The 22,146-nt window shown below is 66.7% G+C and carries 17 protein-coding genes; 6 read left to right on the top strand and 11 right to left on the bottom strand.

Annotation, left to right across the window (positions count from 1 at the left end; translation table 11 throughout):
• Positions 1-181: 181 nt before the first annotated feature.
• Complete coding sequence (locus tag M5C98_RS12000) at positions 182-2,119, top strand: propionate--CoA ligase (RefSeq protein ID WP_272553011.1); 1,938 nt, start codon at positions 182-184, stop codon at positions 2,117-2,119.
• A 34-nt stretch (positions 2,120-2,153) separates the two neighbouring features.
• On the opposite strand, the gene M5C98_RS11995 is transcribed toward M5C98_RS12000, so the two are convergent.
• The 9 genes from M5C98_RS11995 to M5C98_RS11955 form a co-directional block, all read right to left on the bottom strand.
• Entirely contained in the window at positions 2,154-3,347 is a 1,194-nt protein-coding gene (locus M5C98_RS11995) for an MFS transporter (protein ID WP_272553009.1), read from the bottom strand.
• A 31-nt stretch (positions 3,348-3,378) separates the two neighbouring features.
• Positions 3,379-3,981, bottom strand: a complete 603-nt coding sequence (locus tag M5C98_RS11990; RefSeq protein WP_272553008.1) for a DUF1349 domain-containing protein — start codon at positions 3,979-3,981, stop codon at positions 3,379-3,381.
• A 2-nt stretch (positions 3,982-3,983) separates the two neighbouring features.
• A complete protein-coding gene (locus M5C98_RS11985; RefSeq protein WP_272553007.1) occupies positions 3,984-4,637 on the bottom strand; it encodes an HAD family hydrolase in 654 nt (217 codons plus the stop codon).
• Complete coding sequence (locus tag M5C98_RS11980; RefSeq protein ID WP_272553005.1) at positions 4,637-5,383, bottom strand: dihydrofolate reductase family protein; 747 nt, start codon at positions 5,381-5,383, stop codon at positions 4,637-4,639. The genes M5C98_RS11985 and M5C98_RS11980 overlap by 1 nt, the downstream gene beginning before the upstream one ends.
• Entirely contained in the window at positions 5,352-6,371 is a 1,020-nt protein-coding gene (locus tag M5C98_RS11975; RefSeq protein WP_272553004.1) for a zinc-dependent alcohol dehydrogenase, read from the bottom strand. The genes M5C98_RS11980 and M5C98_RS11975 overlap by 32 nt, the downstream gene beginning before the upstream one ends.
• Positions 6,372-7,047: 676 nt before the next feature.
• Positions 7,048-10,899 carry a sensor domain-containing protein gene (locus tag M5C98_RS11970; RefSeq protein ID WP_272553003.1) on the bottom strand — a complete coding sequence of 1,284 codons (3,852 nt, stop codon included), beginning with the start codon at positions 10,897-10,899 and terminating at the stop codon, positions 7,048-7,050.
• A gap of 231 nt (positions 10,900-11,130) precedes the next feature.
• Entirely contained in the window at positions 11,131-12,069 is a 939-nt protein-coding gene (locus M5C98_RS11965) for a DMT family transporter (RefSeq protein ID WP_272553002.1), read from the bottom strand.
• Positions 12,066-12,665: a methylated-DNA--[protein]-cysteine S-methyltransferase gene (locus M5C98_RS11960; protein ID WP_272553001.1), complete on the bottom strand. Its 600-nt coding sequence runs from the start codon at positions 12,663-12,665 to the stop codon at positions 12,066-12,068. Before M5C98_RS11960 ends, M5C98_RS11965 begins: the two co-directional genes overlap by 4 nt.
• A 63-nt stretch (positions 12,666-12,728) precedes the next feature.
• Positions 12,729-14,273, bottom strand: coding sequence for a DNA-3-methyladenine glycosylase 2 family protein (locus M5C98_RS11955; RefSeq protein WP_272553000.1), 1,545 nt, complete (start codon positions 14,271-14,273; stop codon positions 12,729-12,731).
• Positions 14,274-14,512: 239 nt separating this feature from the next.
• On the opposite strand from M5C98_RS11955, the gene M5C98_RS11950 reads away from it, so the two are divergent.
• From M5C98_RS11950 to M5C98_RS11940, 3 genes are read left to right on the top strand one after another with little or no spacing between them, the layout of a single operon-like run.
• Entirely contained in the window at positions 14,513-15,901 is a 1,389-nt protein-coding gene (locus M5C98_RS11950; RefSeq protein WP_272552999.1) for a phosphomannomutase/phosphoglucomutase, read from the top strand.
• 55 nt (positions 15,902-15,956) lie between these two features.
• Positions 15,957-16,772 (top strand): carbon-nitrogen hydrolase family protein, encoded by an 816-nt coding sequence (locus tag M5C98_RS11945; RefSeq protein WP_272552998.1) that lies wholly within the window; start codon positions 15,957-15,959, stop codon positions 16,770-16,772.
• Positions 16,769-18,184, top strand: a complete 1,416-nt coding sequence (locus M5C98_RS11940) for a 3-deoxy-D-manno-octulosonic acid transferase (protein ID WP_272552997.1) — start codon at positions 16,769-16,771, stop codon at positions 18,182-18,184. The genes M5C98_RS11945 and M5C98_RS11940 overlap by 4 nt, the downstream gene beginning before the upstream one ends.
• Before the next feature lie 112 nt (positions 18,185-18,296).
• Here M5C98_RS11940 and M5C98_RS11935 read toward each other — a convergent pair whose 3' ends face one another.
• On the bottom strand, positions 18,297-19,040 hold the full coding sequence (locus M5C98_RS11935) for a Crp/Fnr family transcriptional regulator (RefSeq protein ID WP_272553258.1): 744 nt from the start codon (positions 19,038-19,040) through the stop codon (positions 18,297-18,299).
• Between the two features lie 149 nt (positions 19,041-19,189).
• The gene (locus tag M5C98_RS11930; protein ID WP_442867266.1) at positions 19,190-19,903 is read right to left on the bottom strand and encodes a Crp/Fnr family transcriptional regulator; all 714 of its coding nucleotides are present in this window, start codon (positions 19,901-19,903) and stop codon (positions 19,190-19,192) included.
• A gap of 346 nt (positions 19,904-20,249) precedes the next feature.
• Here M5C98_RS11930 and M5C98_RS11925 point away from each other — a divergent pair, with 346 nt between their 5' ends.
• A complete protein-coding gene (locus M5C98_RS11925) occupies positions 20,250-20,648 on the top strand; it encodes a hypothetical protein (RefSeq protein ID WP_272552995.1) in 399 nt (132 codons plus the stop codon).
• Positions 20,645-22,144, top strand: coding sequence for an ATPase domain-containing protein (locus tag M5C98_RS11920; RefSeq protein ID WP_272552994.1), 1,500 nt, complete (start codon positions 20,645-20,647; stop codon positions 22,142-22,144). The genes M5C98_RS11925 and M5C98_RS11920 overlap by 4 nt, the downstream gene beginning before the upstream one ends.
• The last annotated feature ends 2 nt before the right edge of the window (positions 22,145-22,146 follow it).

The following is a 22,146-nucleotide window of genomic DNA, read 5'->3' as shown; positions in this document are numbered from 1 at the left end:
TTCAAAGTGTATGCGTGCCATGCGCCAAATTGGGGAGGGCAAACGAGAGCATGGCGCCTCTGTGGCGGAATTCGCCCCATTGAGACAGGTGGCGCCGGGCCTGCCGCCGTCAGGGCGGCGTCGGAATCGGTGGGCAGAATGGCTTCGTCCTGGCAAAAAAACGATCCCAAGGAGACAAGCCATGCCCCGTTACGCCGACTTTCACCGCCGGTCCCTCGACGACCGCGACGCCTTCTGGGCCGAGCAGGCCCGACTGATCGACTGGCACACCCCGCCGCAGCAGATCTGCGATGACACCCGGCCGCCGTTCGCCCGCTGGTTCGTGGGGGGCACGACCAACCTATGCCACAACGCGGTGGACCGGCACCTGGCACAGCGGGCCGACCAGCCGGCGCTGATCGCCATCTCCACCGAAACGAACACCGAGCGCACCTATACCTTCGCCGAACTGCATGCCGAAGTGCAGCGCATGGCCGCCGCGCTGCGGTCGCTGGGCGTAGGGCAGGGCGACCGGGTGCTGATCTACATGCCGATGGTGGCCGAGGCGGTGTTCGCCATGCTGGCCTGCGTGCGCATCGGTGCGCTGCACTCCGTGGTGTTCGGCGGTTTCGCGGCTGCGTCGCTCGCCACCCGCATCGAGGATGCCGAGCCCGTGGCGATCGTGAGCGCCGATGCCGGCTCGCGCGGCGGCAAAGTGGTGCCCTACAAGCCACTGCTGGACGAGGCCATCGGCCAGTCGCGCCACCAGCCCGCCGCCGTGCTGCTGATCGACCGGGGCCTGTCGCCCATGGCACTGCAAGCCGGCCGAGACCATGACTGGGCGGCGCTGCGCGAGCAGCACCTGCACACCGACGTGCCCTGCGAGTGGGTGGATGCCACGCACCCCAGCTACACGCTGTACACCAGCGGCACTACCGGCAAACCCAAAGGCGTGCAGCGCGACACGGGCGGATACGCGGTGGCGCTGGCGGCCAGCATGCGGCACATCTTCGGCGTGGGCGTGGGCGTGGGCGTGGCTGCTGCAGCGGCCGAAGGCGCCGGCCCGAGCCCGGGCGTGTTCTTCGCCACCAGCGACATCGGCTGGGTGGTAGGCCACAGCTACATCGTCTATGGCCCGCTGATCGCCGGCATGGCCACGCTGGTGTACGAGGGCCTGCCCACGCGGCCGGATGCGGGCGTGTGGTGGGGTCTGGTGGAAAAGTACCGCGTCACGCACATGTTCTCGGCGCCCACCGCCGTGCGCGTGCTCAAGAAGCAGGACCCGGCCTTCTTGCGCAGACACGACGTGTCCAGCCTGCAGGGCCTGTGGCTGGCGGGCGAGCCGCTGGACGCGCCGACCGCAGAGTGGATCGCCGATGCGCTGGGTGTGCCCGTGATCGACAACTACTGGCAGACCGAAACCGGCTGGCCCATCCTCACCCTGGCCCGCGGCGTGGAGCCGCAGGCGGCGCGCCTGGGCAGCCCGGGCCGCGCGATGTACGGCTACGACGTGAAGCTGATCGACGAGGCCACGGGCGACGAACTCACCGAGCCCAACCAGAAGGGCGTGCTCGCCATCGAGGGGCCGCTGCCGCCCGGCTGCCTGCAGACGGTGTGGCGCGACGACGACCGCTTCGTGCAGACCTATTGGCAAAGCCTGCCCGGGCCCATGCGCTACAGCACCTTCGACTGGGGCATCCGCGATGCCGATGGCTATTACTTCATCCTGGGGCGCACCGACGACGTGATCAACGTGGCCGGGCATCGCCTGGGCACGCGCGAGATCGAGGAAAGCATCGCCGGCCACCCGCAGATCGCCGAGGTGGCGGTGGTGGGCGTGGCCGACGCGCTCAAAGGCCAGGTGGCCATGGCCTTCGCCGTGGTGCGCGATGCGGCGGTACTCACGGACGAGGCGGCGCGCCTGCGGCTGGAGGGCGAGGTGATGCAGCAGGTGGTCCAGCGCCTGGGCGCCGTGGCGAGGCCGGCGCGCGTGCACTTCGTGGCGGCACTGCCCAAGACGCGCAGCGGCAAGCTGCTGCGCCGCGCCCTGCAGGCCGTGGCCGAGCGGCGCGACCCCGGCGACCTGACCACCATGGAAGACCCGGCGGCACTGCATCAGGTGAAGGAAATGGTGGGCTGATGCACCGATTCGCTAATGAAAACCGGCTTTTGCGCTAATGCGCCAGGGCCGGTGCTTGCCTGCGTGACCGTCGGGACATCCACAAGAGCAAGCCGATCATGCCCGCCGGGCAAAGGGCGACGGCCAGCAGCCCGATGTGGATTTCCGAGTATTCGATGATGATCCCCACCAGCCAGGGGATCAGGCTGCATCCGGCATTGCCGAAAGCGGTCAGCACGCCGAACATGGTTGCCCCACCACGAGGGTAGGCGTCCGCCGTGATGGCCAGCATCGTGGGCCACAGGCAGCTGCCCGAAAACCCGGCGGCGATGCTGGCGGCGATGGCCACGGCCGGGCTTGGCGGAAAGCTGATGATGAAGAAAAGGCCGATGGTCACGGCGCAGCAGCCCAGCATCAGGGAAATCGGCGCGATGCGCTCATGCAGCAGGGCCGCGGCCATCCTGCCGAGCGCCATGCCGACGGAAAACCCGGCCAGGGCAAAGCCACCCACTTCCTTCGAATACCCCAGGCCCTGTTCCGCATAGGTGGGCAGCCATTGCGACAGCCCCGTTTCCGTGGCGCCCCCGAGAAAGATGGCGATCAGGCATGCGATGAAGTAGGGCTGCTTGATCAGTTGGGGCATCGATTCCCGTTGCGCGTCTTCCTGGATCAGGGGCGGCAGCTTCAATCCGAGAAACAGCAGAAAGGTGACGACCGGCGCGATCGTGATGCCCAGGGCAACCATGCGCCAGGACACATCCCATTTCAGGCCGATGCTGGCGATCAGCACGGCACCCACCGCTCCGACGCAGAAAAACGCATGCAGCCAATTCATGGCGGCGCTGCGCCGGTCGGGCTGGAGTGCGACCACGATGGGACTGAGGATCATGTCCAGCACGCCCGCGCCGAATCCCATCACGGCGACCGCAAACAGCAAAAAGGCATAGGACGGAGCAAAACCGACCAGCACCAAGCCGGCAGTGGTGGTGACGAGCCCGAAAAGAATGATCCGCTTGGCATCGCCCCGGTCCGCCAAAGGCCCGGTCACCAAGATGGCAATGATGAAGCTGAGGAACATGATGGCCGGGATTCGCCCCAGCTGCTCCGCAGTCAGCCCGCCCTGGTTTCCGAAGGTGTCGCTGAACGTGGTCAGATACACCGGCAGAAAGTTCAGGGCGATGGCCAAGCACATCATGGCCGCGTAGCAGGCGTAGAGCGCGCGGCGGTTCTGATCGACGGAAGTTTTCATTGTGAATATGGATATGGGTATGGCTTATGTCTTAGAAGCGGTTGGAGCCGTGCTCTTTCCAAAGGCATTCCGTCCACTCGATGTCCGAGAAATGCGCGTCGAATGACGAGTCGCCCGGGCTGCTGGCGAAGAACCCGAATCGAACCGCGCCTTGCGCTTCGAATAAATGGAACATGCGCATCATGCTAAAGCGGATTCCATCGAGGGAGTTTTCAAGCAGAAAATCGCTGCCCCGGCGGCTTAGCCGGTAATGCATGGTCTGCGTGGTTTGGTCGAAATTGGCCATCGACCAGTCTGAAAACCCATGATTCGTCACGACGGCGAACAATTGCTGATAGCCGTTGCTCTGGTATTCGATGCCGCTCTTCATCCAATGGTTTCTGTCCTGATAGATGAACAGGCCGCATTGGTCGAAGTGCACTGCGGAATCGAAGGCGACCTTGGCTTTCAAGGTCCAGAATTTTTCCTCGCTGGAAAGAACGAGCGCAGGGGCGTTGTCATATTCCAGCCCGTAGTAGGTGCCCTGCCAAAAATCCGTATCCGGGGCGGTGCGAATGACGATTTCCTGTTCGGTGATGGAAGATGACGCCGGCTGATTGATCCAGTTCAAATCCGCGATATTGAATTTTTTCATTGTCATTGCTCAAGAAACCATTTCGCGATTTCGTCATGGTGGCGCACGCACCGATCCGCCGCGCTCAAGTCTTGCAGTCCCGAATGGGGATTGACGAATCCGATGCAAAACATGCCTGCGGCTTTGGCAGCGGCCACGCCGTGGCTCGAATCTTCGATCACCGCACATTCATGGGGAGCGACACCCAGCCGGCCGGCTGCCAAAAGAAAGATTTCAGGGTCGGGCTTGCTGTTTTTGACGTCCGTTCCACACACCACATGATCGAAAAAAGGCCGCAGTTCGGTTTTCTGCAAAATCACCCCCACCAGTTCAGCGGGAGAAGACGAGGCCACGGCGCAAGGTATTTCCGCTTCTTTCAACGTACCGAGAAAATCCGGCACCCCGGGCATGGCCGAAAGAGGGGCATTACCCATGGCCTGAACCACCTGCTTTTGGTGTTGTGCCATCAAGAAATCCAGCGGCTCGGCCAGGCCATGCTCCGCCTTGATGGTGCTCCACATGTACCGCTGAGTGGTTCCCACGAAACGCGACAGCCCTGCCGTGTCGAGGGTCACGCCGTAGCGGGCATAGGAAAGCCTTTCCTGCTCCATATAAAGGGGTTCGCTGTCGATCAGTACCCCGTCCATATCGAAAATGACAGCGCGGATTTCCGGCATCAATGCGTCCTTTGCGGTGCCAGCTCGCGCTTGAAATGCATGAGGTTGTAGTTGGAGCGCGCATCGAAGGCATGCAGCTTGAATGACTTGGTCATTTCGATGTTTCGATAGCCTTCGCCGTCGGTCAGCGTGGTCGTTTCCGAGCCGCCGATGATGATGGGCAATTGCATGAGGATGATTTCGTCCACCAGGTCGAGATCGAAAATCTGCCAGTTCAACTGGCCACCGCCCTCGACCATGATGTGCTTGATTCCGCGCGCTTCGAGCAAGGGGAAAAGCAGCTTGAAATCCACCTGCGATGCGCCGACGAAAATCACTTCTTTTCCCTGGGTGCGAATCTGCTCCACCATCTCGTGGTCACGCGCCTGCTCCGTCGTGGCGATGATGGTTTCTTCGGGCGAACTCAGGACCTTGGCGGACACGGGGAAGTCCAGCGATGCCGTCGGAATGATGCGGATGGGGTTGCGCCCGGCCTCATAACGGTTGGTCAACTGGGGGTCGTCAGTGACGATGGTTTTGCGGCCGACCATGATGGCGTCCACCTCGCCGCGAAATTTATGGATGAAGCGCATGTCGTCATCGTTGAAACGCTGGAACAGCGCCTTGCTCGATGCCCCATTGCCCCCCAATGTCAATTTGCCGTCGATGGAAATCTGGCTGAATACAGTGACCTTCACGGTAACTCCCTTTGGTTTTTTTGATTGATGGCCGAGGTCACAGGTATTGCGGGTTCGGCGTGAAAACACCCTTGATCGTGGGCACGGACGGGTCGTTCAGCAGCCCATCGAATGCCGTGGCGTAAGCCTCCAGTCCGTAGCGGTGCGTTACCAGGCGGCCCAGTTCGGGCAACATTTTTGCCATGCGCAGTGCACGGGGAAAATGCTGGTTATATTCACCGGCGGAAATAATGCTGATGGCGTTGACAAGAAAATGCTTGACGGGCAACGGGTATTGATAATTGCCGTTGAATCCGAAAAGGACGATTCTGCCGCCCCGGCGAATATACCGAGCGGCCGTTCCCAGCTGATTGCCAACGGTGTCGATGGCGGCATCCACGTGGCCCTGCTGCATGCGGGCATCGAGGTCGTCGGGATGCACGACCTCCAGTCCGAGCGAACGGCCGAATTCGATCCGGTGCGGGTTCAGATCGGTGGCGAGGGTATTGACCCCCATCGCGCGCAAAAGCAGTTGCGCGACCAGGCTCATGGGCCCCGAGCCGAGCAGCAAAACCCTTTCGCCTGCCTGAATCGCTGCCTGGTCGATGTTGTTCAAAATGCAGGCGACGGGTTCGATCAATACGCCGGTTTCCCAGCTCATGTCGTCCGGCAGGGGATAGACGAACCGCTCGCGGGTGACGAAGCGTTCGGCAAACGTGCCATGCTTGTTGACCCCCGCGATATTCAGCGCCGCATTGGCGCCGCCATTGCACAGGTGGGTTTGGCCGCACGAGCAGAATTCGCAGGTTCCGCAATATTCGTTGGGGTCCACCACCACCCGCATTCCTGCGCGCAGGTATTTGACGCCTGCGCCCACCTGGGTGATCACGCCGACCGCTTCGTGGCCGCGAACGACGCCGATTTGCCCTTCCTCCCGGCCGGACAGGACCGCCAGGTCCGTTCCGCAGATGCCTGACAGGACGATGTCGATTTCCACGCCATCGGCTGCAAACGCATCGATGTCGTGGTGGGTGATCAAACCCAGTTTTTGCTTATCGATCAAACCAATTGCGTGCATACCTTCTTCATACCTCCGAATTATTTTTGGTGCGAAATGCCAGGGCGGAATCCGCATTGGCATTGCGTCGCAGAACATAGGTGAAAACCGCCAGTTGCGGCGTCAGTGATCCATTGATAACCTTTGTATCGACAGGGATGCAGCCATGTCATTCGTACGCTGCCAAAAATCGCCCCCATGCCAATGGCATTTAAATCAATGGCATTTAAAACAATCGCATTCGAGCCTGCTTTAAATGAACTGTCCGGCAATACTTTATCTCAGTTGATGCCCAGAATATTTTATTCAGAGAATGAGTATTTTAAATATCAACGATATTCTTATGGCATTAATCAATATTGCCTTATATGTATTTAAATCATTCTTGTTTTTCAGAATGAAATGGCAAGGGCGGGGTGGTGCCGGCGAGGCGCAGCCCTGCGCTTGCCGTGCTGCGCGAGCGAAAGGGGTGTTGAACGGGGCGCCTTGTCGGCCCCCGCGGTGGGCCGAGCCGGTGACTCGGCTGGAATCGTCGCCAGGCGGTGCAGCCATTTGCTATTATTTGTATAGCAATATGCCCTAGTGGATATTGCGATGGAGGCCTTTTTGACACCAAGCCTCACGCGGCATGCAGCGGTGCGCTACGCGGCGCCGTTCGGTGCCACGGTGGCCGGTTTCTGGCGGAACCGGCCTGCCGTCAAAGCCCGCGCCGCGGTTGCCAGCCTTCGGGCGCATGCCATTGCGCCAGCCACTGCGGCAGTTCATCCGCCGGCATGGGCCGGGCGATGCAGTAGCCCTGCGCCAGCGCGCATCCCATCTGCTGCAACATCTGCCCTTGCTCCACGGTTTCCACGCCTTCGGCGACGATGGAGTAGCCGAACGAGCGCGCCAGCCCGATCACGCCCTGCACGATGGCCAGGTCGCCCGAGTCGGTCATCATCCCGTGCACGAAGCTCTGGTCGAGCTTGAGCGTGTCCATGGGCAGGCGGCGCAGGTAGGTGAGCGACGAGTACCCCGTGCCGAAATCGTCCAGCGACACCGTGACGCCCAGGTCGCGCAACTGCTGCAGCTGCAGCGCGACGTGGCCGATGTCGTAGAGCGCCGCGCTTTCGGTGATCTCCATGTCCAGCAGGTTTGCGGGCACGTCGGGCCGCTGCGCCAGGCGGCCGGCCAGCCAGTCGGCAAAGCCTTCGCGCTGCAGGTGCTGGGCCGAGATGTTAACGCTCACCGGTAGCCGCAGGCCGGCGCGCAGCAGGGCGGCGATGCAGTCCAGCGCCGTGTCCACCACCCACTCGCCGAAGACGGTCTCCAGGTCGGTGCCGTCCATGAGGTGCAGGAAGGCGCCGGGCGACAGGGTGCCGCGCTGCGGGTGGTGCCAGCGTGCCAGCGCCTCGGCGCCTACCACCGTGCCCAGGCGCATGTCCACCTTGGGCTGCAGGAAGAGGGCGAATTCGCCCGCCGCGATGGCATCGCGCACCTTCTCGCCCTGTTCGCGGTGGCTTTGCAGCGCGCGCTCCTGCGCGGCGTCGAAGGCGTGGAAGCGGTTGCGCCCGGACTGCTTGGCCGCGTACATGGCCTGGTCGGCATGGCGCAGCAGGGCATCGGCGTCCGCGTCGTCGTCGGGGTAGATGGTGTAGCCCACGCTGGCCGTCACCGTCACGGCGACGCGCTCAGTGCCCAGGGTGTAGGGCGCGGCCACGCTTTCCATCACCCGGCGCAGCAGGCGCTCGCCGTCGGCGCGGGTCGCCAGGTCGGGCAGCAGGATGACGAATTCGTCGCCGCCCAGCCGCGCCACGCAGTCCACGGGGCGCAATGCCCGCGTGAGACGGCCGGCCACGATCACCAGCAGGCGGTCGCCCGCGTCGTGGCCGAGCCGGTCGTTCACGGGCTTGAAGTCGTCCAGGTCGAGGTAGGCCACGCCCAGCAACTGGCCCCGCTCACGCGCCCGCGCCATGACCTGCTGCAGCCGCGTGGCCAGCAGCACCCGGTTGGGCAGGCCGGTGAGCGCATCGAAATGGGCGAGCTTTTGCAGCAGCTCTTCCTGCACGCGCTGGCTGCTCACGTCGATGCCCACGCCCAGCATGCGCTGCGGCCGGCCGGCCTCGTCGTGGTCCACGATCTTGCCCAGGTTGCGCACCCAGCGGCCGGGCCCCTGGGGCAGCGCGATCTGCCAGGTGGCGTCGAACGGCGTGGCGGGGTGGGCGGTGTGGCGTGCCAGTTCGGTGGTGACCGCCTCGATGTCGGCGGGCGCCATGCCGGCGGTCCAGTGCACCGGCGACGGGTCGCCGCCGGCGGGTGGCAGGCCCTGCAGGTCGCGCCAGCGGCGGTCGCCGGTGAGCGTGCCGGTCTGCAGGTTCCAGTCCCACAGGCCGATGGAGGCGGCCGAGATGGTGAGCGACAGCAGCGCCTCGCGCTCGCGCACCTGGTCTTCCATGCGCTTGCGTTCGGTGATGTCATGCCCCGAGAACAGCCAGGCCGGCACGCCGTCGATCTCGGTGGAGTGCATGGACTGCAGCACCGTGCGCGAACCGTCGTGGCGCGTGTGCATCGTGATTTCCACGCCGTTGATGGCGGTGCGGTCCTGCACGGACTTCACGAGCGCCGCGCGCTCTTCTTGCGTGACGATGCCCAGCTCGACGGAGGTGCGGCCGATGGCCTCGTCCCGGGGAATGCCCAGCATCGCCTCCCAGGCGGGGTTGACGTCGATGTAGGCGCCGTCATCGCGGCGCGACAGGCCCATGGGGTAGGGCATGAGTCGGAACACGCGGGCGAAGCGGTCCTCGGACTGGCTCAGCCGTTCGGTAGCGCGCCGGGATTCGTCGATGTCCTGGATCACGCCGCGCACGCGGGTGACGTGGCCGTTCTCCAGCACGGGCTCGGCGCTGGCGCTGACCCAGACGCTCCGCCCGTCGTCGGCCCGCACGATCTGCACCTCCATGCTCCACTCGGCCTGATCGACGATGCACTGGCGGAACCGCTCGCGCAGCATCTCGCGGAATGGCGGTGCCACGAACCGCTCCAGGTAATCGTTGCGCGGCAGCGGCGCGTCGGGCGGCAGGCCGTGAATGCTGTACGACACATCGGACCAGTACACCAGTCCCTCGCCCACGATGTGCTCCCACGCACCCATGCGGGCCATGCGTCCGGCCTGCTGCAGCAGGCGGTTGGCGTCCATGAGCTGGGCGCGGCTGCGCTCTTCGGCCGTCATGTCGTGGAACACGAAGACGATGCACTCCTCGCCCGACATCGTCACGGGCCGCGCCGACATCAGGCCGGGAATGGGCCGGTTGCCGCGCTGGGCCACCATGGGCATGCGGTCCACGTAGCCGTCGCGCCGGTGCATCGCCACCATCTGCGCGCGCTGCTCGGGGTAGACCCAGATGTTCAGCTCCAGCGAGGTGCGGCCCAAGGTCTCTTCCCGGGTGTAGCCCAGCAGTTCGGTGAAGGCCTCGTTCACGTCCAGGTAGCAGCCGTCGGCCAGCCGCGTCACCCCGGCGGGGTCGGGCAGCATCTGGTAGATGGTGGTGTATTTGATCTCCGACAGCCGCAACGCCTCCTGCATCTCGTGCAGGGAGGTGACGTCCAGGTCCATGCCCACCAGGCGCACCGGCCGTCCGTGCGCGTCGCGCTCGGCCACCTGGCCCCGGGCGATCACCCAGCGCCAGCGGCCCTCTATGTCCTGCATGCGGAACTCGGCGTTGAAGCTGTCTTCCTGCCCCTCCATCGCGCGCTGCAGGTAGGTGGCCAGGCGGGCGGCGTCGTCGGGGTGGCGGCGCTCGTTCCAGCGCTGCCAGTCGCTCGCATCCCGAGCCGCCGAGCCGGCGCCACGGCGGGTGTCGCGGTCTTCCAGCCCGAAGGCCTGATAGAAGCTGCCGCGGTAGGAGAACCGGCGCTGGGGCACGTCCCACTCCCAGCGGCCGCCGCCGGTGGCATCGAGCGCCATGAGCAGCTCTTGCTCCTGCCGGAGCAGCGTCTGCAGCGACTGGGCCCGGCCGCACAGCAGTTGCGTGCCCCCGCCCAGGATCAAAAAGCCCATGCCATAGCGCCAGGGCATCTGCTGCAGCCAGGGCAGCAGGTCTCCGTCCGGCAAGAAGCCCGCCGACCCTTCGCGCCACCACAGCATGAGTGGCGGCAGGCAGGCGGCCAGGGCAACGATCGCCACCCAAAGATTCAGCCCCGTGCCCTGGCGCACCGCACGCCACAGCAGGCTCACGGCCAGCACCGAGGCGATCACGCCCAGCCCTGCGTTAAGCGGGCCGGCGGACAGCACCCAAAAGCCGACGGCGGTGGCCGCCGCGCAAAGGGCACCGGCCAGCGGGCCGAACATGAGCGCACACACGGCCGTCACGGTGGGGTGGGGCAGATCGGCATACAGGGGATCGAATGCCCGGGTGAACACCATGATCAGCACCGAGGCAAGCCCTGCCACCAGGCCGGCCTGCACCCGGGTGCGCCGCGACGGCTGCAGCAGCTCGCTGCCGGGCAGCAGCGCCAGTACGGCGATCAGCAGAAGATGCAGCCCGCCGAGAAAGAAGATTTCATAGCCCATCGTGCAGCGCCGGCAGAGGGGAATCGCTGCGGCCCATGGCGCGCGCCGATGGAGGGCAATCCGGGCGGAAGTGGGACGCGGGCGCGACAGGCATGGACGGAGTTTAGGGCCTGCGCGGCCCAGGCCGGAGCGGCTTTTCGGGCCACGGAGGGCCGAGTGGAAGCTTCTGCGGAGCGGAACGCGCAGGGGCGCCTGGGCCGCGCCCGATCCACGGGCTTACCTCACCCTGGCCTAGCCCGCACCCGTGCGCCGCCGCGGCCCGATGAGCCCGGTGGACAGCATCGTGCCGCAAACGATCACCATCCCGCAGCCCACCATCCACGGCGTGACGGCCTCGTGCAGAAAGACCGCGCCGTAGAAGACCGCGAACACCGGCGCCAGAAAGGTCACCGCCAGCGCCCGGCTGGGCCCGGCGTGCGAGATCAGGCGGAAGTACAGGATGTACGCAATGCCGGTGCACAGCACCGCCAGCGCCACCACTGCGGCCCAGGCGCGCAGGCCGGGTGCCTGCGCGGGCCAGAACCACAGGGCCGGCAGCGCCAGGCCCAAAGTGGCGCCCAACTGGCTGCCGGTCGCGGTGGCCAGCGGCGGAATGCCGGTGAGATAGCGCCGCGCAAAGCTGGCCGCCACCGCGTAGCACGACGAAGCCAGCAGGCAGGCGGCCAGCGCCCAGCCGGCATGCCCGGTCTTGAGACCCATGCCTGCCGGCGCACGCCAGGCCAGCAGCGCCACGCCGATGAACCCCAGCGCCAGCCCGAGCCAGCGCAGCCGCGTGATGCGGTCGCCCAGCCACACCCAGGCCACCAGCGCACCGAAGAGCGGCACCGTGGCGTTCAGGATGGATGTGAGCCCGGTCGCCAGATGCATCACCGCCCAGGCGAACAGCGCGAACGGAATGGCGGAGTTGACCACCCCGGCCAGCATGATCGGCCGCCAGTGCTGGCGCAGCGCCGGCCACTGGCCCTGGCGCAGCAGGATCGGCCATAAAAAGAGCGTGGCCAACCCGACGCGCAGGCCCGCGGCAGGCAATGCGCCGAACTCCGCCGCACCCAGCCGCATGAACAGAAACGAGGCGCCCCACAGCGCCGACAGCAAGATGAATTCGCCCAGCCACGCCTTGGGTGCGGTGCCTGGCGCGGCCCCGGGCGCGGCGGATGCCCGCGCGCTCATGCCGCGGCCCCTGCGGCGGCCATGTGCGTCTCCCTGCCAAACAGCGGCAGCTTGCCGGGGCCGCCGTCGTGCCACCCACCAGCAGAGGGCATGGCGCCCTCGCGCTGCAGCAGCCACGCCTTGCGCGGCAGGCCGCCGGCATAGCCCGTCAGGCTGCCCGCCGCGCCCACCACGCGGTGGCACGGCACGATCACGCTCACCGGGTTGCGGCCCACCGCCGCGCCCACGGCGCGCACGGCCAGCGGGCGCTCCAGCAGGCGGCTCAGGGCGCCGTAGCTGGTGGTGGCGCCGCAGGGAATGCCCAGCAGCGCCTGCCACACGGCCTGCTGGAACGGCGTGCCGCCCGACAGGTCCAGCGGCAGGTCGAAGCGGGTGCGCCGGCCGTCCAGGTACTCGTGGAGCTGCGCTGCGGCGCGCAGCAGCAGCGGATGGGCGTCGTCCACTGGCCAGGCACCGGGGCCGCCGAGCAACGCCTCGGGCTGGTGGCGCTGGCCGTCGAACCACAGGCCCGACAGGCCCAGCGGGGAGGCGGACAGGCGCACATCGCCCAACGGCGTGGGCGTGCGGCTTTGCACGGTGAGGGGATGGAACTGCATGATGGGGTATCCAATAAAAAAGGGCTCCAGCGCAATCGAAACGCCGGCACATTGCTATTGTTTTTATAGTGAGGGCGGTTCGGGTGCCGTGGGTGCCACGGCCCCGCCCAGCGTCCACGCGCGGATCACCGCATAGCTGCGCCACGGCCGCCAGGCCTGCGACGCCACCGTGGCCGCCTGGGCCGCGCGCCGCTCGCCCTGCACCCCGAGGGCCTTGTGCAGCGCCACGTCGCCCGCCGGAAACGCATCGGGCCAGCGCAGCGCGCGCATGGCGATGTACTGCGCCGTCCAGTCGCCGATGCCCGGCAGCTCGCACAGCGCCGCCGTGGTGGCCGTCACATCGGCCGCGCCGTGCAGCGCCAGGCGCCCGCTGTCCACCGCCTGCGCCAGCGCCACGATGGCGGCCTGCCGCTGGCGCACGATGCCCAGCTGGCCCAGCGCATCGCCCGCTGCGCCCGCCAGCACCGCGGGCGAGGGGAACAGCCGCGTCAGCGCGGGCCAGGGCGTGCCGATGGGCTCGCCGAAGCGCTCCATCAGCCGCTGCGCCAGCGTGCGGGCGGCAGCCACCGTGATCTGCTGGCCCAGCACGGCGCGCACCGCCAGCTCGAACCCGTCGAACGCGCCGGGCACGCGCAGCCCGTCGCCCTCGGGGAAGGCCCCGTGCAGCACGGCGTTGATGGCCTGCGGGTCGGCGTCCAGGTCGAGCAGGGCGCGCACCCGCGCGATCACCATCGGCAGCACCGGGTGCAGGTTGTCGCTGGTCTGCAGCAGCACCTGGGGGCGGTCGGGGTCGAACCGGGCGCTCAGCCAGCCGGCATGCACCTGCCCGCCCACCACCAGCCGCACCGTGCGGCGCAGGGCCTGCTCGCCCTCGGTGGACACCGACTCCACCGCATGGATCTGCCGCTTGGCGAAAAACGCCAGCAGGGCCGGCACGTCCAGCGGCGGCCGGTAGGCCAGGCGCACCGTGCTGCTGGCGCCACCCGCCGCCGCGCCGGCGCCGGTCTTGCGCAACTGCGTGGGATTGAGCCCGTAGTGCCCGGCAAACGCCGCGTTGAAGCGGCGCACGCTGCCGAAGCCGCTGGCCAGCGCCACCTGCGTGACGGGCAGGTCGGTGTCGGTCAGCAACTGCTTGGCGGCCAGCAGGCGGCGCGTCTGCAGGTATTGCAGGGGCGACACGCCCAGGGCCGTCTCGAAGATGCGGCGCAGGTGCCGGTCGCTCACGCCCAGCCGGGCGGCCAGGCGCTGCAGGGGGGACGGGCCGGTGGCCGCGGCCTCCCAGGCGCCTTCGCCCTCCAGCAGGCGCAGCGCCTCGCGCACCAGGATGTCGGGCGCATCTTGCACCGACCAGGCCAGCGCGCGCGGCGCCAGTTCGGGCCGGCAGCGCAGGCAGGGCCGAAAACCCGCGCTCTCGGCCTGGGCGGCCAGCGCGAAGAAACGGCAGTTCTCGCGCCGCGGCGTTCGCACCGCGCACACCGGCCGGCAGTAGATGCCGGTGGAGGTCACGCCGGTGAAGAACCGCCCGTCGAAGCGTGCATCCCGCGCCGCCATCGCCCGGTAGCGTGCATCGTCGGCGTCGGTGGCCAGGGCAGGGCGGGGGGTAGTCATTGGAGGGCCATCATAGGCCGGCGATAGGGCAGCGCTGGCCGTTTCCGGACATGTGCCTGACGCGCCGGCGACGCGCCCGGCGCGGCCGAAGATGCGGCGCCGGCCTACGCGCCGCGGCCCCGGCGGCGCCCGACCCCGCGCCTACAATGCCGCGACCCCGTCCAACGAGAAGGGGCGCCGCAGCGCACCATGCGCCCGCCGCGCCCCGCGATTTCTCCCGAACCGCGAAGGAACCCCCTGTGCAGCCCACGCCCGCCATCTTCAAGGCCTACGACATCCGCGGCATCGTGCCGAGCACCCTGAACGACGAAGTGGCCCGGGGCCTGGGGCGCGCCTTCGGCACCGCTGCGCGGGCCGAAGGGCAGACGGTGGTGGCCGTGGGGCGCGACGGCCGCCTGTCCGGCCCCTCGCTGGCCGCCGCGCTGATCGCCGGGCTGGTGGACGCCGGCATCGAGGTCATCGACATCGGCCCCGCCACCACCCCCATGCTCTACTTTGCCGCCCACACCCTGTGCCACAGCGGCATCCAGGTCACCGGCAGCCACAACCCCAAGGACTACAACGGCTTCAAGATGGTGCTGGCCGGCCGCGCCATCTACGGCGAAGAAATCCAGGCCCTGCGCCGCACCATGGAAGAAGAAAGCTGGAAGCTGGCCGAAGGCGGCCGCGTGCGCCAGGCCGACGTGCTGCCCGCCTACGTGGAGCGCATCACCTCCGACGTCAAGCTCGCCCGCCCCATGAAGATCGTGGTGGACAGCGGCAACGGCATTGCCGGCGCCTCGGCCCCCGGCATCTTCCGCGCGCTGGGCTGCGAGGTGATCGAGCTGTTTTCCGAGGTGGACGGCAACTTCCCCAACCACCATCCCGACCCCAGCAAGCCCGAGAACCTGCGCGACCTGATCGCCACGCTGCAGTCGAGCGACGCCGAACTGGGCCTGGCCTTCGACGGCGACGGCGACCGGCTGGGCATCGTCACCAAGGACGGCCAGAACATCTTCCCCGACCGCCAGATGATGCTGTTCGCCCGCGACGTGCTCTCGCGCGTGCCCGGCGGCCACATCCTCTTCGACGTGAAGTGCACCCAGCGCCTGGCGCCCGCCATCGCCGAAGCGGGCGGCCAACCCGTCATGTACAAGACCGGCCACTCGCTCATCAAGGCGCGCATGAAGGAACTCGACTCGCCCCTGGGCGGCGAGATGAGCGGGCACATCTTCTTCAAGGAGCGCTGGTTCGGCTTCGACGACGGCACCTATGCCGGCTGCCGCCTGCTCGAAATCCTGAGCCGCGAAAGCGACCCCGGCGCCGTGCTGAACGGCCTGCCCACCAGCCATTCCACGCCCGAGTTGAACGTGTCGTGCGCCGAGGGCGAACCCCACCGCCTGACCGCCGAACTGCAGGCCCTGGCCGCCGAAACCTTCGCCGCCCCGGCCGAGATCAACACCATCGACGGCCTGCGCGTGGACTGGCCGGACGGCTTCGGCCTCATCCGCGCGAGCAACACCACGCCCGTGCTGGTGCTGCGCTTCGAAGGCCACACGCCCGAGGCGCTGGCGCGCATCGAAGCGGCCATGCTCGCGCTGCTGCACCGGGTCAAGCCCGACGCGCACGTGGGTGCCGCGGCCCACTGATCGCTTGGCCAGCAACCGCCCGCCATCCACCGCCCGCTTCACGGACCACCCGCCCTTGAATCCCCGCGCGTTCCCACCGCTGTACACCGTGGCCGCGGCGCAGTCGATCTCCCTCCCCGGCGATGTACCGGCCAACGTGCAGGCGCACCTGGCCATGGTGCAGGCCGCGGCCCTTGAAGGCGTGCAACTGCTCGTCTTCCCCGAGCTGTCGCTCACGGGCTATGAGCTCGAGCTGGCGGCCCGCCATGTGCTCGGCGCGGACGATGCCGTGCTGGCGCCGCTGCGCGAGGCCGCCCGCGCCCACGGCATGGCCGTGGTGGTCGGCGCGCCCGTGGCGCCCGCCGTGCCGGGCGGCCTGCCGGCCATCGGCGCCTGGGTGTTCGAGCCCGATGGCCGCGCCGCCCTGTACCGCAAGCGCCACCTGCACCCCGGCGAAAACACCTTCGCCAGCCCGGGCACCGAGGATTTCCATGTGCGGCCCCTGGCCGGCCAACCCACCGCGCTGGCCGTGTGCGCCGACACCACGCACCCTAAACACGCCCGCGCCGCACGCGGGGGCGGTGCGGCCCTGTACGCCTGCGGCTCGGTGATCTCCGAAGGCGCCCATGCGCGCGAGACCGCGCAGCTGCAGGGCTACGCCACCGAGTGGGGCATGGCCGTGCTGCTGGCCAACCACGGCGCGCCCACCGGCGGCTACGCCTGCGCGGGCCGCAGCGCCTTCTGGGCGCCGGGCGGCGCGTGCGTGGTGGCCGCCCCGGGCACGGGCACCTGCCTGGTCATCGCGGAGCGCAACGGCGACGACGGGTGGCGGGGCCGCGTGCTCCACACCCAACCCGGCCGGCCCGGCACCGCGGGCGTGGCAGGGCAGTGACCCCCGCCCGCGCCCTGTACTCGGCCATCACCTGGCTGGCCCAGCCGCTGCTGCGCGCCAAGCTGCGCCGCCGCGCCGCCACCGAGCCCGGCTACGGCGTGGCCGTGGAAGAACGCTTCGGCCACTACCCGCAGGCGATGGACAGCCTGGGGCCCATCAGCACCACCGGCCTGGGCAACCCCTTCGTCTGGGTGCATGCCGTCTCGCTGGGCGAGACCCGGGCCGCGGCCATCCTGCTGGCCGAGCTGCGCCAGTTGCTGCCCGGCATGCGCCTGCTGCTCACCCATGGCACCGCCACCGGCCGCGCCGAGGGCGAAAAACTGCTTCAGCCCGGCGATGTGCAGGTCTGGCAGCCGTGGGACACGCCCGGCGCGGTGCGGCGCTTTCTGCAGCAGTTCCGCCCCGAGATCGGCATCCTCATGGAAACCGAGATCTGGCCCAACCTGCTGGCCGGCTGCCGCCAGCGCGGCATTCCCGTGGTGCTGGCCAACGCCCGGCTGAACGCCCAATCGCTTGCCGGGGCGCGCCGGCTGTCGTGGCTGTCCCGCCCCGCCTACGCAGGCCTGGCTGCCGCCTGGGCCCAGACCGACGCCGACGCCGAACGCCTGCGCGCTGCTGGCGCCCGCGTGCAGGGCGTGTTCGGCAATCTCAAGTTCGACGTCGTGCCTGATGCCGCCCAACTGGCGCAGGGCCGCGAATGGCGCGACGCCGCCGGCCGCCGCGTGGTCCTGCTGGCCAGCAGCCGCGAAGGAGAAGAAGCGATGTGGCTGGAGGCCTTGCAGTCAAAACGGCCTCCAGCGCATATTCCACTAGGGCATGTTGCTATCAATTCAGGAGTATCCGGCGCAGCGGTAGCGGCATCGGCAGCCGGCCTGCCCGTGCAATGGCTGGTGGTGCCACGCCACCCCCAGCGCTTCGCCCAGGTGCGGGAACTGATCGAAGCCGCCGGCCTGACCGTCTCGCCCCGCAGCACCTGGGGCGCGGCGCCCGGCGCCGCTGATGTGTGGCTGGGCGACTCGCTGGGCGAGATGGCGCTGTACTACGGCCTCTCGCACGCGGCCCTGCTGGGCGGCAGCTACGCGCCGCTGGGCGGGCAAAACCTGATCGAGGCGGCGGCCTGCGGCTGCCCGGTGGTGACGGGGCCGCACACGTTCAACTTTGCCGAGGCGGCGCGGCTGGCGTGCGAAGCGGGGGCGGCGCTGCGGGTGGCGGACATGGCCGAGGGGGTCGCGGCGGCCGAGGCGCTGGTGGGGAATGGGCCGAGGCTCGTGGAGGCGCAGGGCAGGGCGGTGGCGTTTACCGGGGCGCACCGGGGGGCGGCGTTGGCGACGGCGCTGGCGGTGGCGCAGATGTTGCGCGCGCAGGTGGAGGGCTTGGGGACTTCAGTGAACCAAGTCCGTCAGGCGCCGTAAATACCCGATGAAGAACCAGCGCAGGTCACTCGTCACCAGCGGCTTGGAAGCGGTTTCTACGATCAAGGGGTGATGTGACCTGCCCTCCGGGAGCCTATCGATGCATGACAAGCTATTGATCAAGCGCTGAACCGCCAAGCGGTGGCGTGCCGGGCCATGCCGCAACGCCCATCAGTTCCGTGTAGATTGCATTGTCGGCGGCATAGCAATCACAGGCCTGGGCTTGCATTCCCCCGCGGTTAAGCATCGTCATCTCGCCTCGTCGGTAGGAAATGAGTCCAATCTCCTGCAGCTCACTGGCCGCCACAGTGATTCCAACGCGGCGCACTCCCAGCATCAGCGCCAGAAACTCCTGGGTGATGGGAAAGCGGTCGGTGCCTGAACGGTCCTGGCTCATCAGCAACCAACGCGCCAAGCGGGGGCGTATGGTGTGAAAGCGCTCGCATGCAGAGGCTGTCGCCTGCTGGTGCAGCCGCACCAATACGCTGGCCTGGAGCAAATGCAGCAAGGCGGGGCTGTTCGCGGATTCTGCGCGCAGCGCCTCGGCACCGATGCGCCAGCCAGTGCCCGCCCCTTGAACCAAAGCCCGCCAGGGCGTACTGGCAGACCCCAGGATGAGTTCGGCACCTAGCATGGCTTCGCGCCCTATCATGCCGACTTCCAGAGAGGGGTGTTTGTCGACGCCCACGACGAGCGACACAAAGCCCTCGCGGGGAAAATAAGCATAGCTCAGGGGGGTACCAGGAATGCTCAGCTCGTCCGACAGGATGAGCTTGAAAGGTTCGCATTGGTCAAGCAGTCGCTTGCGTGCGGCTTCGGGAAGCCGCTCGATCAATTGGTTCTCTGTGGTTGGCATAGCCTTCTTTGCTCGTGTCATGCAGCGCCCTCGGACAGGCGCGCCGCCTGTCTTCTCAAAGCGGCCCTTCACTGTGTGCGGAGGACCAGTGTGAGTGCAGCGGGAAGACCGGACCGTCTGCTAGCGCACATGGGCTCTGGCGGGAGAGCCTAAGTCGCGATGTTGCCCGGCAGCAGCCGGTCATATTCTCTTTTGACGACGCCGTAGCACTCGCAGGTGCGCTGTTCAAGACCCGGCCGGTCAAGCACGCGGATATGGCCCCGCGCGTAGCTGATCAGCGCGGCCTTCTGCAAATTGAGCGCCGCTTCCGTCACGCCCTCGCGTCGTACGCCGAGCATGTTGGCGATGAGTTCCTGCGTCATGACCAACTGGTTGCCTTGCAAGCGGTCCAGGCTCAGCAGCAGCCAGCGACACAGCTGCTGGTCCAGCGAATGGTGGCGGTTGCATACCGCTGTCTGGGCCATCTGGGTAATCAGGGCCTGGGTGTAGCGCAGCATCAGGTGCATGACCGGCCCCGAGCGGGCGAACTCTTCCTTCACCGCGTCGGCTCGCAGCAGGTAGCCAGATCCGCCGCTTTGCACGACGGCACGGCTCGGCGTTGACCCAGCCCCCATGAAGATGGAGATGCCCACGACCCCCTCGAACCCCACCACGGCGATCTCAGCCGAAGCACCGTCTTCCAGCACGTAGAGCAGCGACACGATGGCATCGGTCGGGAAATAGACGTACGGAGTTTTGCCACCTGACTCGTAGAGCACCATTCCCAGCGGAAGCTCAACGGACTCCAGCTCGGACAACCAACGAAGCCACTCTTCCTTGGGAAGGGCCGCCAGTAATTGGTTTTGCAAAGCAGGATGGGACAAGGTCACAGGCAATCCGTTCATAGGTTAAATCGAAGGCAGACAAACTCGCGCGTTGTAGTCTTTGAGGTTGCCGATTTGCCGCACCATGGTCTGTACGGTATCGCACATAGCCACCGGCTACCGGAAATTGTTCGCGACGCTGGCGAGTTGCGGTGGCCCATGTCCTTCGTTTTGACTTTGTGCGGCAGCGCACAGACGGAGCAGCCCTGCGTCCGCATTCTTCATACAGGGCTGTTGCACCGCTCAAGGATTACGGCCTGCGCCACGAACCCGCTGCTGTGGTCGTGCTGTAACGACCAAATTCAAGCGCACCTGCGAACCAGGACATCTGTGAAAGACAAGCCACATGCCGCCCACGGAATCTGAAAGTCAAGCCGCTGAACGGGCACAGTTCGTCGCCATGGCCGCCGTGGCCCGCTGGGAAAAGATCGACGGTGTTCTAACCCCCCTCCTGGGCCGGCGGGGGATGGCCGCGTTGTATCGCCGCACCCTCAACGTGGCTGGTAGTTCACATCCTTGCCTGATCGAGGCGCACGAAAGTGAGGAATCCGTCAGTTTCAAGCACTTGCGACGCGTTCTAGCCCGGCAGAGTCCCGATGCTGCAGCCGCTGCCACCGATGCGTCTCTGGAAACCTTCCATCAGCTGCTGGACAGTCTGATCGGAACCTCCCTCACCCAGCGGCTGCTTGGCTCCGTATGGTCCCCTATCTTCAGCGGCTCGCCCGCTCAGGACTCCAATACATGAATAGCAAAGTGAAGATCAGGCAACTGGCGACTGGAGTTCCAGGCCTGGACGAAGTGCTTGGCGGTGGTCTGAATGAGTTCTCCTTCAACTTGATTGCGGGCCAGCCCGGCTCGGGGAAAACCACGTTGGCGCACCAGATCATGTTTGCCTTGGCCACGCCGGAGCGCCCGGCGTTGTATTTCACGGTATTGGGTGAGCCGCCGTTGAAAATGCTGCGCTACCAACAGCAGTTCGATTTTTTCGATAGCGAGAAGGTGAATCACGCGATCCGGTTCATCAACCTGTCCGAAGCAACCGTAAAGGGAGACCTGGACACGGTTCTGTGGAGCATCACCGAGGAAGTACAAAAGCAGAATCCTGCATTCGTCTTCATCGACTCATTTCGCTCCGTCGTGCTGTCCAGCCAAGTGCACGGCAAATCACAGGCAGAACTTCAACAGTTTGTTCATCAGCTGGGCATGCTGATGACAAGCTGGCAGGCGACGACCTTCCTGATCGGCGAGTACCTCAACAAAACCGAGGCCAATCCGGTCAGCACCGTGGCGGACGGGGTCATTTCGCTGTGCCAAAGCGTGCAGCGTAACTCCGTGGTCAGGAAAATGGAAATTCTGAAGATGCGTGGCCAGTCCACGCTGGCAGGGCTTCACACCTTTCGCATCGGACGCGAGGGCATCTGCGTCTTTGCCCCCGTGGGGCAGGGTCGGAAGACTGGGGCTCTGCAGAACGAGCCGGTGGGCCGCACGAACCGTCTGTCCATCGGTGTGCCGGAGCTCGATGCGATGCTGGGCGGGGGCTTGCCACGCGGCTACTCGGTGTTGGTAGCGGGCCCCTCAGGCTCGGGCAAGAGCATTCTGGCGGCGGCCTTTCTCGCCGAGGGCGCACGGCAGGGAGAAACTGGCGTGATCGCCGCCTTCGAGCAGCAGCCCAGCGGCTCACGCAACCCTGTCGTCGCCGCACTCATTGCGCAAGGGCTGGTCGGCATCGTGGACAGCCGCGCAGCCGATCTATCGATTGAGGAGATCGTGCATCAGCTTGTTGCCGAGATCGAACGCCTGAAGGCCGTCCGAGTCGTAATCGATTCGTTATCGGGGTTCGAACTGGCACTGGCCCCCGCGTTCAAGCAGGACTTTCGCGAATCGTTGTCGCACATGGTCGCTGCATTGGCAAGCACGGGGGTCACGGTACTCATGACGTCCGAACTGGAAGACCGCCACACGGACCTCCGCTTCAGCCCTTACGGCACGGCATTTTTGACCGATGCCATCATCATGCAGCGCTACATCGAGATCGACAGCCGGCTGCGTCGCATGATCTCTGTGGTGAAAATCCGCGCCAGCTCGCACTCCGATGAAATGCGCCTGTTCAGCATCCGCGACGATGGCCTCCACATCGAAGAGCCGGTAGAAGGCTACGAAGGCCTGTTGAGCGCGCGCCCCACGCGGCAACCGGCCCCCTGCAAAAACGGCACTGGCGAGCAACGCGATGCCGCCGTCTGACA

It is taken from the genome of Acidovorax sp. NCPPB 3576 (assembly GCF_028473605.1).
GTDB lineage: Bacteria > Pseudomonadota > Gammaproteobacteria > Burkholderiales > Burkholderiaceae_C > Paracidovorax.
This window is presented reverse-complemented; position numbering and strand designations above follow the sequence as displayed.